Annotated in this window: 14 protein-coding genes; 8 read left to right on the forward strand and 6 right to left on the reverse strand. The window is 61.3% G+C overall.

What is annotated here, in order from left to right; genetic code table 11:
• Positions 1 to 19 precede the first annotated feature (19 nt).
• Genes BFP89_RS14425 through BFP89_RS14440 form a run of 4 tightly spaced genes read right to left on the reverse strand, consistent with a single transcriptional unit; the run spans position 20 to position 1,694 of the window.
• Positions 20 to 220 (reverse strand): SEC-C metal-binding domain-containing protein, encoded by a 201-nt coding sequence (locus tag BFP89_RS14425; RefSeq protein WP_065886122.1) that lies wholly within the window; start codon positions 218 to 220, stop codon positions 20 to 22.
• The gene (locus BFP89_RS14430) at positions 217 to 699 is read right to left on the reverse strand and encodes an LEA type 2 family protein (protein ID WP_065886123.1); all 483 of its coding nucleotides are present in this window, start codon (positions 697 to 699) and stop codon (positions 217 to 219) included. Before BFP89_RS14430 ends, BFP89_RS14425 begins: the two co-directional genes overlap by 4 nt.
• 22 nt (positions 700 to 721) lie before the next feature.
• Positions 722 to 1,192: a YchJ family protein gene (locus tag BFP89_RS14435; RefSeq protein WP_065886124.1), complete on the reverse strand. Its 471-nt coding sequence runs from the start codon at positions 1,190 to 1,192 to the stop codon at positions 722 to 724.
• Between the two features lie 4 nt (positions 1,193 to 1,196).
• Positions 1,197 to 1,694, reverse strand: coding sequence for a DUF6231 family protein (locus BFP89_RS14440; protein WP_065886125.1), 498 nt, complete (start codon positions 1,692 to 1,694; stop codon positions 1,197 to 1,199).
• A gap of 188 nt (positions 1,695 to 1,882) precedes the next feature.
• Between BFP89_RS14440 and BFP89_RS14445 the strand changes: the two genes are divergently transcribed.
• Positions 1,883 to 2,641 (forward strand): collagen-like triple helix repeat-containing protein, encoded by a 759-nt coding sequence (locus BFP89_RS14445; RefSeq protein ID WP_065886455.1) that lies wholly within the window; start codon positions 1,883 to 1,885, stop codon positions 2,639 to 2,641.
• Positions 2,642 to 2,756: 115 nt separating this feature from the next.
• Here the strand turns inward: BFP89_RS14445 and BFP89_RS14450 are convergent, their stop codons facing one another.
• Positions 2,757 to 3,221, reverse strand: coding sequence for a CopD family protein (locus BFP89_RS14450; protein WP_065886126.1), 465 nt, complete (start codon positions 3,219 to 3,221; stop codon positions 2,757 to 2,759).
• Positions 3,222 to 3,320: 99 nt separating this feature from the next.
• Between BFP89_RS14450 and dinG the strand changes: the two genes are divergently transcribed.
• The 6 genes from dinG to BFP89_RS14480 all read left to right on the forward strand — a co-directional run bounded on the left by dinG (position 3,321) and on the right by BFP89_RS14480 (position 11,773).
• Positions 3,321 to 5,465: an ATP-dependent DNA helicase DinG gene (gene dinG / locus BFP89_RS14455; protein WP_057723161.1), complete on the forward strand. Its 2,145-nt coding sequence runs from the start codon at positions 3,321 to 3,323 to the stop codon at positions 5,463 to 5,465.
• An 88-nt stretch (positions 5,466 to 5,553) separates the two neighbouring features.
• A complete protein-coding gene (locus tag BFP89_RS14460) occupies positions 5,554 to 7,851 on the forward strand; it encodes a beta-galactosidase (protein WP_065886127.1) in 2,298 nt (765 codons plus the stop codon).
• 83 nt (positions 7,852 to 7,934) lie between these two features.
• Entirely contained in the window at positions 7,935 to 9,080 is a 1,146-nt protein-coding gene (locus tag BFP89_RS14465) for a serine hydrolase domain-containing protein (RefSeq protein WP_065886128.1), read from the forward strand.
• A gap of 142 nt (positions 9,081 to 9,222) precedes the next feature.
• Positions 9,223 to 10,377, forward strand: coding sequence for an OmpA family protein (locus BFP89_RS14470; protein WP_083208062.1), 1,155 nt, complete (start codon positions 9,223 to 9,225; stop codon positions 10,375 to 10,377).
• Between the two features lie 27 nt (positions 10,378 to 10,404).
• Complete coding sequence (gene pdxH / locus BFP89_RS14475; RefSeq protein WP_065886130.1) at positions 10,405 to 11,052, forward strand: pyridoxamine 5'-phosphate oxidase; 648 nt, start codon at positions 10,405 to 10,407, stop codon at positions 11,050 to 11,052.
• A 256-nt stretch (positions 11,053 to 11,308) separates the two neighbouring features.
• Complete coding sequence (locus tag BFP89_RS14480; RefSeq protein ID WP_065886131.1) at positions 11,309 to 11,773, forward strand: glycine zipper 2TM domain-containing protein; 465 nt, start codon at positions 11,309 to 11,311, stop codon at positions 11,771 to 11,773.
• A 725-nt stretch (positions 11,774 to 12,498) separates the two neighbouring features.
• Here the strand turns inward: BFP89_RS14480 and nhaA are convergent.
• Positions 12,499 to 13,683, reverse strand: coding sequence for a Na+/H+ antiporter NhaA (nhaA, locus tag BFP89_RS14485; protein ID WP_065886132.1), 1,185 nt, complete (start codon positions 13,681 to 13,683; stop codon positions 12,499 to 12,501).
• Positions 13,684 to 13,898: 215 nt separating this feature from the next.
• Here nhaA and BFP89_RS14490 point away from each other — a divergent pair, with 215 nt between their 5' ends.
• Positions 13,899 to 14,993, forward strand: a complete 1,095-nt coding sequence (locus tag BFP89_RS14490) for a PLP-dependent cysteine synthase family protein (protein ID WP_065886133.1) — start codon at positions 13,899 to 13,901, stop codon at positions 14,991 to 14,993.
• Positions 14,994 to 15,214 lie beyond the last annotated feature (221 nt).

The raw sequence follows: 15,214 nt of genomic DNA on the forward strand, positions 1-15,214 counted from the left end.
ACATTGAGTGTCGAGTGGCTTAAGCGCCGTGGCACTTCTTGAATTTCTTCGCGCTGCCGCACGGGCAAGGATCGTTGCGACCGACGTCTTTCAACGCATTGCGCACCGGCTCCTGGTGAGCGTGGCCGCAGTTCGGGCCGTGGACATGGCCGTGGTCGTGATCCTGGTGATCGTGATCGTGGTTGCAGTCGGGACCATGGACATGGGGTTGCTGAGTCATCGATGTCGCTCCGGAATAAAATCGCCGGGGATTATCTCGCCATTGTGAGCCACCTGCACGTCATTACCGATGAATAATCCGGTTTTCAACTCGCCTTCAAGACGATAGGGCACGGGGCGCTCGGGGTTTTTCAGCATTTGCACCACATCGCGTATTCGCGGCCACAGGTTGGTCCGCACCGACACCCGGAAGTATTTATGGCCGCGCGGCGGTACGGTCAGCCATTCGTTGGACTCGCCTTCGGTCAGCACCAGGTCGCCGAGGGTGACCTTGTAGATCAGGCCGCGCACGGTCAGGTCGGCGTCGTCGCGGTTATCCACGCGAAAGTAGAGCTTGAACTTCTGCTCCAGCAACTTGGCGCGCACCACTTCGACCTTCACCAGTGATACGTGGGGCGGCGGCGAGTCGTCCTCGAACCAGGAGGCGCAGCCGCTCAGGCCCAGGGTTAACGCCAGCATCAGGCTGAATGTGCGAAGCATTGGCGTTATCCCTGTCAGGTCGTTAAAAATAGGCGGAACAGCACTTCTTGAACTTCTGCCCGCTGCCGCACAGGCATGGGTCATTGCGCCCGGCCTTCACGTCCACCGTCGGGTCGATGAAGTACCAGCGCCCCTCATTCTGTACGAAAGAAGACCGCTCGCGATGGCTATGTTCACCGCTGCTGTCGTGCCAGCGCGCCGTGAAGGTCACGAAGGCATGTTCCGGTTGGCCGCCGAAGACCTCGGAATTTTCCACCTCCAGCCCAAGCCAGGTGCTCTGCGCACTCCAGGCGCTAATGGCCTCGCGGTCCAGGCCGGCCTGCTGCGCCGGCAAGGTGGTTGCCACCAGATAGTCGACCAGGCCCAGCACATAGGCGCTGTAGCGCGAGCGCATCAATGCGCTGGCACACGGTGCGGGGTGGCCGGCGTGGTAATGGCCGCAGCAGGCATCCAGCAGATTGCCACTGCCGCAGGGGCAAATGGATGTACTCATTGTGTTACCACCAATACTTGCCAAAATTTTCCGGGTTGGCCCAGAAGCGGGCGTTGAGCCAGTCGGGTACTTGTTTATAGTCAAGCAGATCATAGGTAAACAGCGTCAGCACCTGCTCATCGCGCTGGAAACGCTCACCGGCCTGCAGGGCGAGGGAGAAAAAATCGGTGTCCTTCCAGTCGCAGGCGCCCAGGTCCACCAGCACCGCGATGCGGCTGGCATTGAGGTTGCGAATGCCGCCCAGCAACGTCAGACCCTGGGATTTGGGCAGGTGTTCAAGGCAATCGACCACCAGCGCCAGGTCAAAACGCTGCGCCGCCAGTTCCGCGGGCAGCGGTCCGGGTGGGGCAATACTGACACGCACGTCGGGATGCGCCGTTTTAAACGCATCCAGTGCGGGAAACTGGCTGGCGCCCAACAGCAACAGGCGTTTGGGGGCGTGCAGGTCCAGCAACGCGGCCAGCGCTTGCTGGGGTGTACGGGAAGAAATTCCAGCGGTCATTTAAGATCCTCACATCAGGACTCTAGAGACTAGCGCGGCTGGGCGTGCTGGCCTAGCGCCGCAGTGCCGATAGCGCCGGTGCCTGAGCCGGGCCTTCTGAAGTTTTTTGATCCTTCACTGGCAAATCGCCTGTAGAAGTCGTTACTGTGCGTCCAAAGAAAAATTCGGAAACACTCGGGAGCCCCATGATGCGTAAGGTTTTTCTGCTGGCCCTGTTGGTCAGCCCCATTGCCCTGGCCCAGAGTGTCAGCGTTGAAACCCATTCGTTGATGCGCCTGCCCAGCAGCACCAGCGTGTTGCAGCTCGAGCGCCTGGACGTGGCGGACTACGGCACCCTGTTGATTCCGGCCACCATCAGTCAGATCGCGGTGGAGGAACTGCATCTGGGGCGTGAAGCACGTATCGCCATCGTCCCCGGCACTACCGCGCTGCAGTTGCAGGTGCGCCAGGCTCAATTGGATCAGGGCAGCCAGATCACCTCTCGCGGCGCGCCCGGCACCCATGAAAGGCCAGCCAAGCCGGGGCGCGACTTGACCTTGCGTATCGAGTCGCTGACTGCAGAAGCACTGTCGGTGGATGCCCGCGGTGGCGCCGGTGCCCAGGGTTATGCCGGCCTGGATGGCGCCAATGGCGTCGATCCGGGTTGCACCTGGGGTTCTGCCGGGCGTGGGTTCAATGGCGATAACGGTGGCGATGGGTTGCCGGGTGCGTCGGGTGCGCTAGTGCGCGTGGAGTTACCGCAGAGTTTCCCGGCTGATCAGATCAAGGTCTTGGTGGACGGCGGGCCTGGGGGCTTGGCCGGTGTCGCGGGTAAACCCGGCAAGGGCGGTCAGTCCAAGGGCTGCCTGGTGTACCGCGCCGATGGCGGTGAAAAAGGCCGCTCGGGGTTGGAAGGGCAACCGGGGCCGGCGGGGCCTGCTGGAACAGTGACTATCCAGCGGCTCTGAGTCGTCCGTTCTGACGCCATCGGGGGCAAGTCGAATCGTCGCACCGCCCCTCCCACATTGGAATGCGATCAAAGGTGGGAGGGGGCTTGCCCCCGATGGCGGACGACAGGTCTACTCAGAACATCGGCCGAGCCGAAGCAATCGCCACCACCACCAAGCCCACCATCAAATTAATCCCCACCAGCCTGCGAATCTGCCCCAATGCAGCCGCGCCCGCCGGCCAATCCTCAGCCGCCACCGCCGCCTTCAACGCCGGAAACTTCAACGCCTGGATGCGGATAAACAGCGCCGTCATCACCAGATACAAACCCATCATCACCTGCACATAGCGCGGCGCCGTTTCAAAACCGTTGAAGCGCAGGTGCAGCAGGCCGACGCCGCTGATCGGCAAAATCAGCACCGCCACCCACACCCATACAAAAAAACGTTGAAACACATTTGCCCACAACTTGAGCCGGGCAGGGCCCTCAAGGGCCGCCATGGCGGCGGGGCGCAGGATCATCCAGGCGAAAAACATGCCGCCGACCCAGATCAGGGCGGCCAATACATGCAGGGTGTAAGCGAGGCTAAACGCGGTCATTGTGGTACTCCGTTCTGCGCGGGATTAATTAGCGGGGTATGATAGCGGCCGATCCGAACCACTGAAAATTTATCCAGCGTTTTTTGCGCCCGACTATCCATGATCAGCACTGAACTCAAAACCACGATCCAGGGCGCCTACTCGCGTTTTCTCGAAGCCAAGAGCTTGAAACCGCGTTACGGCCAACGCCTGATGATCGCCGAAGTGGCCAAGGTCCTCGGGGATATCGACACCGACGACGAAGGTCGGCGCAGCGGCGACCCTGCGGTCGTGGCCGTCGAAGCCGGCACCGGTACCGGCAAGACCGTGGCCTACAGCCTGGCGGCGATCCCCACCGCCAAGGCCGCCGGCAAACGCCTGGTGATTGCCACCGCTACCGTCGCCCTGCAGGAGCAGATTGTCTACAAGGACTTGCCTGACCTGATGCGCAACAGCGGGCTGAACTTCACGTTCGCGCTGGCCAAGGGCCGTGGCCGCTACATGTGCCTGTCCAAGCTTGACGTGCTGCTGCAGGAAGGCCACGCGCAGACCGCCACGGCTTCGTTGTTCGAAGAAGAAGGCTTCAAGATCGAAGTCGACGAAGTCAGCCAGAAACTGTTTACCAGCATGATCGAAAAACTGGCCGGTAATAAATGGGACGGCGATCGCGACAGCTGGCCCACCGCCCTGGAAGACTCCGACTGGGCGCGCCTGACCACCGACCACAGTCAATGCACCAACCGCCATTGCCCCAACTTCGGTCAGTGCGCCTTCTACAAGGCCCGCGAAGGCATGGGCAAGGTCGACGTGATCGTCACCAACCACGACATGGTGCTGGCCGACCTGGCCCTGGGCGGCGGCGCCGTACTGCCGGACCCGCGCGACACCCTGTATGTGTTCGACGAAGGTCACCACCTGCCGGACAAGGCCATCGGCCACTTTGCCCATTACACCCGCTTGCGCTCTACCGCCGATTGGCTGGAAACCACCGCCAAGAACCTCACCAAGCTGCTGGCCCAGCATCCGCTGCCCGGCGACCTGGGCAAGCTGATCGAACAGGTGCCTGAGCTGGCGCGGGAGATCAAGACCCAGCAGCAGTTCATGTTCAGCGCCTGCGAGCAGGTGGCCGACTTCAAGCCCGGCGAAGACGTGGAAGGCCGTGAGCGGCCGCGCCACCGTTTTGTCGGTGGGATGATTCCCGAGCATATGCGCGAAATGGGCATTGAACTGAAGAAGGGCTTTTCCCGCCTGACCGACCTGTTCACCCGTCTCACCGACTTGCTCAAGGAAGGCATGGATGGCGAGGTCAATATCGGCATCGCCAGTAACCAGGCCGAAGAATGGTACCCGCTGTTCGGCAGCCTGCTGTCCCGCGCCCAGGGCAACTGGGAGTTGTGGACGGCCTTTACCGTCGAAGACCCGGAAGACAACCCGCCGATGGCGCGCTGGCTGACCCTGGCGGAAAGCGGTGCGCTGTTCGATATCGAGGTCAATGCCAGCCCGATCCTCGCCGCCGAGATGCTGCGCCGCAACCTGTGGAACGTGGCCTACGGCTGCCTGGTGACCTCGGCCACGCTGACGGCGCTGGGCACCTTCGACCGCTTCCGCATGCGTGCCGGCCTGCCGAAAAAGGCCGTCACTGCGGTGGTGCCGAGCCCGTTTCATCACGCCGACGCCGGCGTCCTGCGGGTGCCCGACCTCAAGGCCGACCCAAGGGACGCGGCGGCGCACACGGCGGCGATCATCCGCGACCTGCCCGAACTGGTGGAAGGCTCGCGAGGCACCCTGGTGCTGTTTTCGTCGCGTAAACAGATGCAGGATGTGTTTGATGGCCTTGACCGCGACTGGCGTAAACAGGTGTTCATCCAGGGCAACCTGTCCAAGCAGGAAACCTTGAACAAACACAAGGCGCGGGTCGATGGCGGTGATTCCAGCGTGTTGTTTGGCCTGGCGAGCTTTGCCGAGGGCGTGGACTTGCCCGGCGCCTACTGCGAGCATGTGGTCATCGCCAAGATCCCGTTCTCGGTGCCGGATGATCCGGTCGAAGCGGCGCTGGCCGAATGGATCGAAGCCCGCGGCGGCAACCCGTTCATGGAAATCTCGGTACCCGATGCGTCGCTCAAGCTGGTGCAGGCCTGCGGGCGCTTGCTGCGCACCGAGCAGGACCGGGGCACCATCACGTTGCTCGATCGCCGCCTGGTCACCCAGCGCTATGGCAAGGCAATCCTGAATGCCTTGCCGCCGTTCAGGCGCGAAATTTCTTAAGCCACCGTGGGCGAACTCGCCCACTTCGTGGTCTATCTCATGTATGTCATCAGGCCATTCACCGGCCGTCTGGGAGAACCTTGTTCGTATGATTCGCACGCTGCCCGCTCTTTTTGCCCTGCTGTTCGCCGCGCCCTTGATGGCCGCGCCGGCCGGGCAACAAACGCTGTTCAACTTCGTCCGGCCCGCCGATGTGGTCAAGGTGGCGACCCAGGACGCCAGCCTGCCGCAATACAACGCCGAACAAACCCCGGAGGGCGAAGTGCTGCGCCGCATCACCTTCAGCCCGGCGGCCGAGCCGAGCCTGGTGCTCAGCCCGCAAACCGGCGTGTGGGACTGGTCGCAATCGGGCGCCATGAGCCTGCGCATCCAGAGCGCGATGAATTGGGCGTTGACCCTCTACGTGAAAGTACAAAGTGCCGACGGCAAGACCCTGGTCAGTCGCATCGACCTGCCGGCCGGCCCGGCCCAGACCTTGCTGGTGCCACTGCAAGCCAACTCGCCGCTGAGCCAGGGCATGAAGGCCGGCCCGCCGATGCCGATGACCGTGGACGGCCAGCGTGTGTTACTGGCCGCCAGCACCGGGGAAGTCGACCGCAGCCAGGTGGTGTCGGTGACGCTGTCGATGATCAAACCCGATGCCGCCCAAAGCATCCTGCTGGAGCGCTTTGGCGTGCAGGATAGCGAGCCGGTGATGAAGGCCGCCTACAGCGAACTGGTGGACGCTTACGGTCAGTCCACCCGCGCGCGCTGGCCGGAAAAAGTCAGCAGTGACGAGCAGCTCAAGGCCGCAGCCGCCAAGGAGCAGCAACAACTGAAGGGGTGGATCGCCGAGCGTGACAAATCCGCCCTGGATCAATACGGCGGCTGGAACAAAGGCCCGGCGTTCGACGCCAGCGGCTTCTTCCGCACTGAAAAGCGCGACGGTCGCTGGTACTTGGTCACGCCGCAAGGCCATCCGTTCTACTCGCTGGGTGTCAACACCGTGGCTGCGGACAACAGCCAGACCTATGTGGCGGGGCGAGAGTGGATGTTTGCGGCGCTGCCCAAGGCCGGTGAACCCTTCGACAAGTATTACGGCAGTGGCGACAACCGTACCGGCAACGGCGCGGGCGAAGGTCGCGGTTTCGGTTCGGGACGCTGGTATGATTTTTATGGCGCCAACCTGCAGCGCACCTATGGCGGTGACGGCTTCGATCAGAAACGCTGGGTGACCCATACCCTCGACCGCCTGCAAGCCTGGGGTTTCAACACCGTGGGCAACTGGAGCGATCCGGACCTGGCCACGGCTGACCGTGTGCCTTACACCTTGCCGCTGTCGATTGTGGGTGACTACGCCAGCATCAGCACCGGCACCGACTGGTGGGGCGGCATGCCCGACCCGTTCGACCCACGCTTCGCCATGGCCACTGAGCGCGCCGTGGCCATTGCCGCTCGCGATCATCGCGACGACCCGTGGCTGATCGGCTTCTTCGCCGACAACGAACTGGCCTGGGCCGGCCCTGGCGACGATGCAAAATCGCGCTATGCCCTGGCCTACGGCACCTTGCGCATGACCACCGACGTACCGGCCAAGCGTGCTTTCCTCAAGCAACTGCGCGACAAGTACCGCAATGAGGACGGTCTGTCGAAAGCCTGGGGCATCCACCTGGCCGGCTGGGAGCTGATGGAAGACCCCGGCTTCGAGCCGCCGATGCCCAGCCCGGAACACCCGGAAATCGAGGCCGACTTCAAGTATTTCCAAAAGACCTTCGCCGATGCCTACTTCAAGACCATCTCCGACTCGCTGAAATGGCACGCGCCCAACCAACTGCTGCTGGGCGGACGTTACGCCGTGAGCACCCCTGAAGCCGTGGCGTCCTGTGCACAGTATTGCGATGTGCTGAGCTTCAATATGTATACCCTCAAGCCCCAGGACGGTTATGACTTCGCCGCCCTGCGCGCACTCGACAAACCAGTATTGATCACCGAGTTCAACTTTGGCTCCAACGACCGTGGCCCATTCTGGGGCGGCGTGACGCAGTTGGCCCGTGAAGAAGAGCGGGGCGCGGCCTATGCCGCCTTCCTCAAGCAAGCCATGGCCGAGCCTTCGATTGTCGGCGTGCACTGGTTCCAGTACCTGGACCAGCCCGTGACCGGACGCCTGCTGGACGGTGAAAACGGCCATTTCGGCCTGGTTGGCATCACTGACGTGCCCTTTCAGGGCTTTGTCGAGAGCGTGCGTAAAAGCAATCTCGCGGCGGTCGACCAACTGGGTAAGGAGGCTGAAAAAGCCAGGGCCGCCGGTGCGTCCCGCGAGAGTGAAGGCGGCCGCTCGGGCCAGGCCGGCAAAGGTGCGGGCCAGGGCGCCGGGCACGCTGGCGGGCACTCCGGAAATGGGCATTGATTCGCCGTTGACGGGTTCACAAATCCCGCAATGACTGGAACAATGTCGGCCACTTTTCATGCGGTTTTCTCGAGGTCGCTCCGGTGCAGATTCAGGGTCATTACGCGCTCCAGTTCGAAGCGGTACGTGAAGCGTTTGCCGCATTGTTCGATGACCCTCAGGAGCGCGGTGCCGGGCTTTGCATCCAGGTCGGCGGCGAGACGGTTGTCGATCTGTGGGCCGGCACCGCCGATAAGGACGGCGCCGAGGCCTGGCACAGTGACACGATCGTCAATCTGTTCTCCTGCACCAAGACCTTCACTGCCGTCACCGCCCTGCAGCTGGTAGCCGAAGGCAAGCTGAAGCTGGATGCGCCCGTGGCCGATTACTGGCCGGAATTTGCCGCAGCGGGCAAAGCGTCCATTACCTTGCGCCAGTTGCTCTGCCATCAGGCCGGGCTGCCGGCGATCCGCGAGATGCTGCCCACCGAAGCCTTGTACGACTGGCAGTTGATGGTCGATACCCTGGCGGCCGAAGCGCCGTGGTGGACACCCGGCCAGGGCCATGGCTACGAGGCAATCACCTATGGCTGGCTGGTCGGTGAACTGTTGCGCCGTGCCGATGGGCGCGGGCCTGGAGAGTCTATCGTGGCGCGAGTGGCGCGGCCGCTGGGGCTGGATTTTCACGTGGGCCTGGCGGACGAAGAGTTTTACCGTGTCGCCCATATAGCCCGCAGCAAGGGCAATATGGGCGATGCTGCGGCACAACGGTTACTTCAAGTAATGATGCGTGAACCCACGGCAATGACTACACGTGCATTTGCCAATCCGCCGTCTATTCTGACCAGCACTAATAAACCCGAATGGCGGCGTATGCAGCAACCCGCGGCAAATGGTCACGGTAATGCACGCAGCTTGGCCGGCTTTTATAGTGGTTTATTGGACGGTAGTTTGCTGGAAAGCGACATGCTCGAACAATTGACCCGCGAGCACAGTATCGGGCCGGATAAAACCTTATTGACCCAAACCCGTTTCGGCCTGGGTTGCATGTTGGATCAACCGGAGTTGCCCAATGCTACGTTCGGCCTTGGTCCGCGCGCATTCGGGCATCCGGGGGCAGGGGGTTCGGTAGGGTTTGCCGACCCTGAGCATGATGTAGCCTTCGGTTTTGTGACTAATACCCTGGGGCCCTATGTACTTATGGACCCACGGGCCCAGAAGTTGGTCGGAATATTGGCCGGTTGTCTATAAACCCCTTGCTGTTTCACAATTTTTTGTTACAAAGGCACGTATAAGAAGACGCTGAACGCAATGATGTAACTTCAATGTTCTTTAAGCGTCTGGTTAACGGGGCACGTGGCCCCTTGGTTTTTTCTCATTTTGTGGATATCTCATGTTATCGAACAAGTCCTTGGCACTGGCGCTGTGCCTCACTATTACCGGCTGTGCACAAACTCCACAAAATGATGCCGAAGGTGGGCACTGGTGGTCATTTGGATCAGATAAGGCTGCTACCAAGGACGCAGTGACCCAGACCGACGCCAAGCCGGACGCCAAGCCCGCTGTCGATGCCAAGCCCGCTGCCGACGCCAAGCCTGTCGCGCCTGTCGCCGCAGCGCCTGCTCCGGCAGCCAAGAGCGACACCGGCTTCAACTGGTGGCCATTCTCCGCCAAGAGCGCCGACGACAAGGCCGCCGAGGCCAAGGCCGACCTGAAAGCCGACCTCCAGGCCGCCACCCCGGCTCCCGTGGCCAAGACCGACACCGAAGCCCACTGGTGGTGGCCGTTCGATACCAAGCCCAAGCCGCTGGCCAAGGTCGATGTGACCAACGTGCAGATGCCCGATCCAAAAATCACCCAGGCCTGGCTGGACGATTACGAGCCGCGCCTGCGCGCCGCGATCAAGGACAGTAACCTGCAATTGGAGCGTCGCGACAACGTACTGGTGGTGATTGCCCCGGTAGACGGTTCATACAACCCGAAACGCCCGGCGATGCTGCTGCCGGTGACCCTGGGTCCGTTCACGCGCGTCGCCAAGGCCGTTGAAGCCGATCCAAAGACCGCCGTACTGGTTCTGGGCCACGTTGATGCAACCGGCAGCGCTCCGGCCAGCCAGGCGCTGAGCAAGGAACGTGCGCAGTCGATCGCTTCGATTTTCAGCCTCAGCGGCTTGAAGCAGGACCGCCTGATGCTGCGGGGCATGGGCGACCTGATGCCGCGCGCCGCCAATGACAGTTCCCAGGGCCGTGCGCTGAATCGTCGCATGGAAATCATGTTCACTCAGCGTACAACTATGTTGGCGCTGCTGAGCCAGTACAACTCGGGCAAGACTCCGCCTGTGGCTGAAATGGTCGCCGTGCAGGATGTTCCCGCACCGGCCCCGGCGGCAAAAGCCCCAGCCAAGAAAGCGCCGGCCAAGAAAGCCGCCGCCAAGCCGGCTGCCAAGTCAGCCGCTAAAAAGGCCCCGGCCAAGCCGGCTGCGAAGAAACCGGCTGCGACCAAAGCCAAGGCTGCTGCACCGGCGAGTAACGACCAGGCGAAAAACTGATCCGTTGAACCACAAGGATAAAGCCGCATGACCCAGGCACTGGCCGATATGCGCCGTGACTACACACGGGACGGTTTGAGCGAGGCCCAGGCCCCGGACGAGCCGTTTGCCTTGTTCCACCAATGGTTCGCCGATGCGGTGAAAACCGAGCAGGCACCGGTGGAGGCCAATGCCATGACCCTGGCGACGGTCGACCAGGACGGTCGGCCGCACTGTCGCATCCTGTTGCTCAAGGGCCTGGATGCACAGGGCTTTACCTTCTTTACCAACTATCAGAGCGCCAAAGGTGAGCAACTGGCGGCGCGGCCGTTCGCGGCCATGACCTTTTTCTGGCCGACCCTCGAGCGCCAGGTGCGTATTGAAGGGCGCGTGGTCAAGGTTACGCCTGAAGAGTCGGATGCTTATTATCAGGTGCGCCCCCTGGGCAGCCGCCTGGGTGCGTGGGCATCGCCGCAGAGCAAGGTCATTGGTGATCGCGAAGAACTGCAGCAACTGCTCAAGGCGACTGAAGAACGTTTCAGCGACACCCAACCCGATTGCCCCGAGCATTGGGGAGGCTATCGTTTGTTGCCGGAGCGCATCGAGTTCTGGCAAGGCCGCGCCAGCCGACTGCATGATCGCCTCAACTATCGGCTGCAAGCGGGCCAATGGACGCGCGAGCGTCTTGCGCCTTGAGCGTCGCCTTTCGTCATCTCATCTGAATCATGTCCTGAGCGCCGAAGTCTTTATGTACGAGATTTCGGCGTTTTCGGCTGTACGACTACACTGATCAACCAGGCTATGGCATGGTGCGGCTTAGCTACCGCTCGTCGAATCCTGTGGTACCGACAGTCTGTACTCAGGCTGAATGAAAGCACTTTTTTGCCTGGCTTGCCGTGACAGGCGCCAAGCCGCAGCGTTTAATGAATACCTGTCCTTTGGAGTTGATGCTATGCGTAAGTCTGTTTTACTAGTTGCCTGCTTTACTACCCTGTCCTTGCTGTTGGGTGGCTGCGCCTCGAGTCTGACCGGCGACTCCTACTCCCGTGACGAGGCGCGTCGCGTACAGACCGTTCGCATGGGCACCATCGAATCCCTGCGTCCGGTGAAAATCGAAGGCACCAAAACCCCAATCGGCGGCGCTGCGGGTGCAGTCATCGGCGGCGTTGGCGGCAGCGCCATCGGCGGCGGCCGTGGCAGTATCGTCACCGCTGTGATCGGCGCGGTGGCCGGCGGCCTGCTGGGTTCGGCCACCGAAGAAGGCCTGACCCGCACCCAGGGCGTGGAAATCACCGTTCGCGAAGACGACGGCAGCATGCGCTCCTACGTACAAGCCGTGCAGGAAAATGAAATTTTCCGCATTGGCGACCGTGTACGCATCATGACGGTTGACGGTACCAGCCGCGTTACCCGCTAAGCGGTCAGCGAAAGGCAAAGAAAAACCCCAACCGGGTGACTGGTTGGGGTTTTTTGTTTAATGGGCCGTGATCTTACCGTCTAAGAAATCCTAATTGCACATAATAAAAAACCGCCTTAGTAGGGCGGTTTTTTATTGCAGGCCCACTTTGCAGGGGCTTGCGGTCTCACGGGAGCACTGACGTGTTCACGATACTACTGCTTTTTCAGCGCACGGAGCAAGGCTTGAGGATCAGTGGTTTTCATTGATGTAATGATCTTTTTTGTAGAATTTAATCTGCAAAAACCAGCAACAGCTCCATGGTGTAATCAGCCTTTGTCTGTCACACCTTGGCGCGACAGTTGGGCTAGTATCGCCGTCGTTCTGCGCTCTTCGTGAAGTAGGTTGGCCGGGTTCGCGCGCAAATTTTGGACCGACTGCCACGGGCTAGTAATCCGTGCCGGATTGATGCACGAGGACCATAAACCCGGCCCGCCTCACAGGAGCACTGACGTGCACCCGAAGGCCCACGTGTTCCGGTAAGTGCGCTGGAGGTAAGGCCCAATGCTTGGAGGGCCGAGTATGTCTAAGTTTGCACGACGTACGTGGAACCTCGTAGTGAATGCCCTGCGTGTTTATCACGTATGGGTATTCCTGCGGGACAGCTTCGATGACCTGTAAGGTCTGAGAAGTGGAGCCGCCTCGATTCAGTTCGAGGCGGCTTTTTGCTGTTTGGCTATCACCTGCTAGGAAGTGACGGCTTTCCTGCGACTCGCCATCGCCGTCACCGCATAACCGATACAGGCCGCCAATATTGAACCGGTCAGAATCCCCATGCGATCCTCGCCGGCAAACTCGCTGACACCCGGTACGAACGCCAGTGAGCCGACAAACAGGCTCATGGTAAAGCCGATACCACACAGAATCGCTACCCCCAGCACCTGGCCCCAGTTAGCGCCGCTGGGCAGTGAGGCGATGCCGGTCTTGATGGCCAGCCAGGTCAGGCCGAACACACCGATGGTCTTGCCGATCAACAGGCCGGCGGCAATGCCCATGGGCACGTGGTGGGTAAAGCTCTCGAGGCTGACGCCGGTGAGGGACACCCCGGCGTTGGCAAACGCGAACAACGGCAGGATGGCGTAGGCCACCCATGGGTGCAGGGCATGCTCCAGGGTCAGCAGGGGCGAGGTTTCGGCATTGCGGGTGCGCAATGGAATGCAGAACGCCAGGGTCACCCCGGCCAACGTGGCGTGCACGCCGCTCTTGAGTACGCACACCCACAGGATCAGGCCGATGATCAGGTACGGCCCAAGCTTGACCACGCCCAGGCGGTTCATCGCGATCAACGCGATCAGGCAGGCCGCTGCGCCGGCCAGGGAGGCCCCGGACAAGTCGGCGGAATAGAACAGCGCAATGACGACAATGGCGCCCAGGTCGTCAATGATTGCCAGGGTCATCAGGAACAGTTTCAGCGACACCGGCACACGCTTGCCCAGCAGTGCCAGGACGCCCAGCGCAAAGGCGATATCCGTGGCCATCGGGATCGCCCATCCGGCGAGGGCCGCAGGGTTGTCCTTGTTCAATGCCCAGTAGATGAGCGCGGGTACGACCATGCCGCCGATCGCCGCCGCACCCGGAAGCACCACCTGCGACGGTTTGGACAGGTGACCGTCGAGCAGCTCGCGTTTGACCTCCAGACCGATCAGCAGGAAGAACAACGCCATCAGGCCATCATTGATCCACAACAAGGCGGGCTTGGCGATTTGCAGCGCGCCAACCTGGGCCACCACGGGCGTATCGAGAAAGGCGCCGTACAGGTGCGACAAGGGTGAGTTGTTGATAATCAGCGCCAGGGCGGCAGCAGCGATCAGCAACAGACCGCTGGCGGCCTCCAGCTGGAAGAAACGGGTGAAAGTGCTACGCAGAGGCAAGGGATGCTCTCCAATCCAGGTTCAATAGGTGCGTACCCTAACCCGTACCGTTAGTTGTTAAAACAAAAGTTATATTCTTATTTGTTATAAGCATTCGGTAGAGCTGGCGTTGCGTCTAAGCCTAGCAATTGTGTGTCCAATTGAGTCGTTACTGTATCTGTGTGCAGTGTAGGAAACCCCCTAATATCAGGCCAAATCCTTAGAGAAGTCTCGTCATGAGCGACCACCGTCCCTGGGCCCGCGAAGCCATTCGTATCATTGAAGCGGATTTTCAGCGCAGCGCCGACACCCACCTGATCCCGTTGCCATTGCCGGGCTTGCCGGGTATCGAGTTGTACTTCAAGGATGAGTCCAGCCATCCGACCGGCAGCCTGAAGCACCGGCTGGCGCGTTCGCTGTTCCTGTACGCGTTGTGCAACGGCTGGCTGAAGCCGGGTGCACCTGTGATTGAGGCTTCCAGCGGTTCGACGGCCATTTCCGAAGCCTATTTCGCGCGCCTGCTCGGCCTGCCGTTCATTGCGGTGATGCCCGCCACCACCTCCCAGGAAAAGATCGCCCAGATTGCCTTTTATGGCGGCAAGAGCCACCTGGTGCAGGACCCTACGCAGATCTATGCCGAGTCCGAACGCCTGGCGCAGGAAAGCGGCGGGCACTTCATGGACCAGTTCACCTACGCCGAGCGCGCCACCGACTGGCGCGCGAACAACAACATCGCCGAGTCGATCTTCCAGCAGTTGCGTTTCGAGCAACACCCGGAGCCCAGTTGGCTGATTTCCAGCCCCGGGACCGGCGGCACTACCGCGACCCTGGGACGCTATGTGCGCTATCGCCAGCATTGCACCCGTGTGATGTGCGCCGATGCCGAACGTTCGGTGTTTTTCGATTATTACCTGAGCGGCGACGCCAGCCTGCGCCTGGACTGTGGCTCGCGGATCGAAGGCATTGGCCGGCCACGGGTCGAGGCCTCATTTTTGCCTGCAGTGATCGATGCGATGGTCAAGGTGCCGGATGCGCTGTCCCTGGCAGCCATGCATTACCTGGCCGAGCGGTTGGGGCGGCGAGTGGGCGGCTCCAGCGGGACGAACCTGATCGGTGCCCTGGTGGCTGCGCAACAGATGAAAGCGGCGGGGGAGTCGGGGTCGATCGTGGCAATTCTATGTGATGGGGGAGAGCGCTATGCCACCACTTACTACGATCAGGCGTGGCTGGCGGGGCAGGGGTATGACTTGCAAGGGTTGATCGCAGCCGTTGCGGCAAGTGTCGAGCAGGGTGAGTCACTGCCGGACAGCATTCTGCGCGCCAATATCTGACACACCGCAAACCAAATGTGGGAGGGGCGGTGCGACGATTCGACTTGCGCCCGATGGCGGCCTTGGGGCTGGCCGGGATGCTGGATCAGACTGAGTACATATCCGTTTCTGCGGTAACGGCTGCTACTGGTTCCGCTTTTACAGCGGCTCACTTTTGAAAAGCGCAAAAGTAAGCAAAACGCTCTTGCCCCACCACTCGGCACCTCGCTTGGGCTCGGTGT

The sequence above is a fragment of the Pseudomonas sp. 31 R 17 genome, assembly GCF_900004915.1.
GTDB classification, from domain to species: domain Bacteria; phylum Pseudomonadota; class Gammaproteobacteria; order Pseudomonadales; family Pseudomonadaceae; genus Aquipseudomonas; species Aquipseudomonas orientalis_A.

Coding starts and splice junctions, on each gene's coding strand:
- dinG (WP_057723161.1), top strand. CDS start 3,321: ATGATCAGCACTGAACTCAAAACCACGATCCAGGGCGCCTACTCGCGT.
- BFP89_RS14460 (WP_065886127.1), top strand. CDS start 5,554: ATGATTCGCACGCTGCCCGCTCTTTTTGCCCTGCTGTTCGCCGCGCCC.
- BFP89_RS14450 (WP_065886126.1), bottom strand. CDS start 3,221: ATGACCGCGTTTAGCCTCGCTTACACCCTGCATGTATTGGCCGCCCTG.
- pdxH (WP_065886130.1), top strand. CDS start 10,405: ATGACCCAGGCACTGGCCGATATGCGCCGTGACTACACACGGGACGGT.
- BFP89_RS14440 (WP_065886125.1), bottom strand. CDS start 1,694: ATGACCGCTGGAATTTCTTCCCGTACACCCCAGCAAGCGCTGGCCGCG.
- BFP89_RS14430 (WP_065886123.1), bottom strand. CDS start 699: ATGCTTCGCACATTCAGCCTGATGCTGGCGTTAACCCTGGGCCTGAGC.
- BFP89_RS14425 (WP_065886122.1), bottom strand. CDS start 220: ATGACTCAGCAACCCCATGTCCATGGTCCCGACTGCAACCACGATCAC.
- BFP89_RS14435 (WP_065886124.1), bottom strand. CDS start 1,192: ATGAGTACATCCATTTGCCCCTGCGGCAGTGGCAATCTGCTGGATGCC.
- BFP89_RS14445 (WP_065886455.1), top strand. CDS start 1,883: ATGCGTAAGGTTTTTCTGCTGGCCCTGTTGGTCAGCCCCATTGCCCTG.
- BFP89_RS14480 (WP_065886131.1), top strand. CDS start 11,309: ATGCGTAAGTCTGTTTTACTAGTTGCCTGCTTTACTACCCTGTCCTTG.
- BFP89_RS14490 (WP_065886133.1), top strand. CDS start 13,899: ATGAGCGACCACCGTCCCTGGGCCCGCGAAGCCATTCGTATCATTGAA.
- BFP89_RS14470 (WP_083208062.1), top strand. CDS start 9,223: ATGTTATCGAACAAGTCCTTGGCACTGGCGCTGTGCCTCACTATTACC.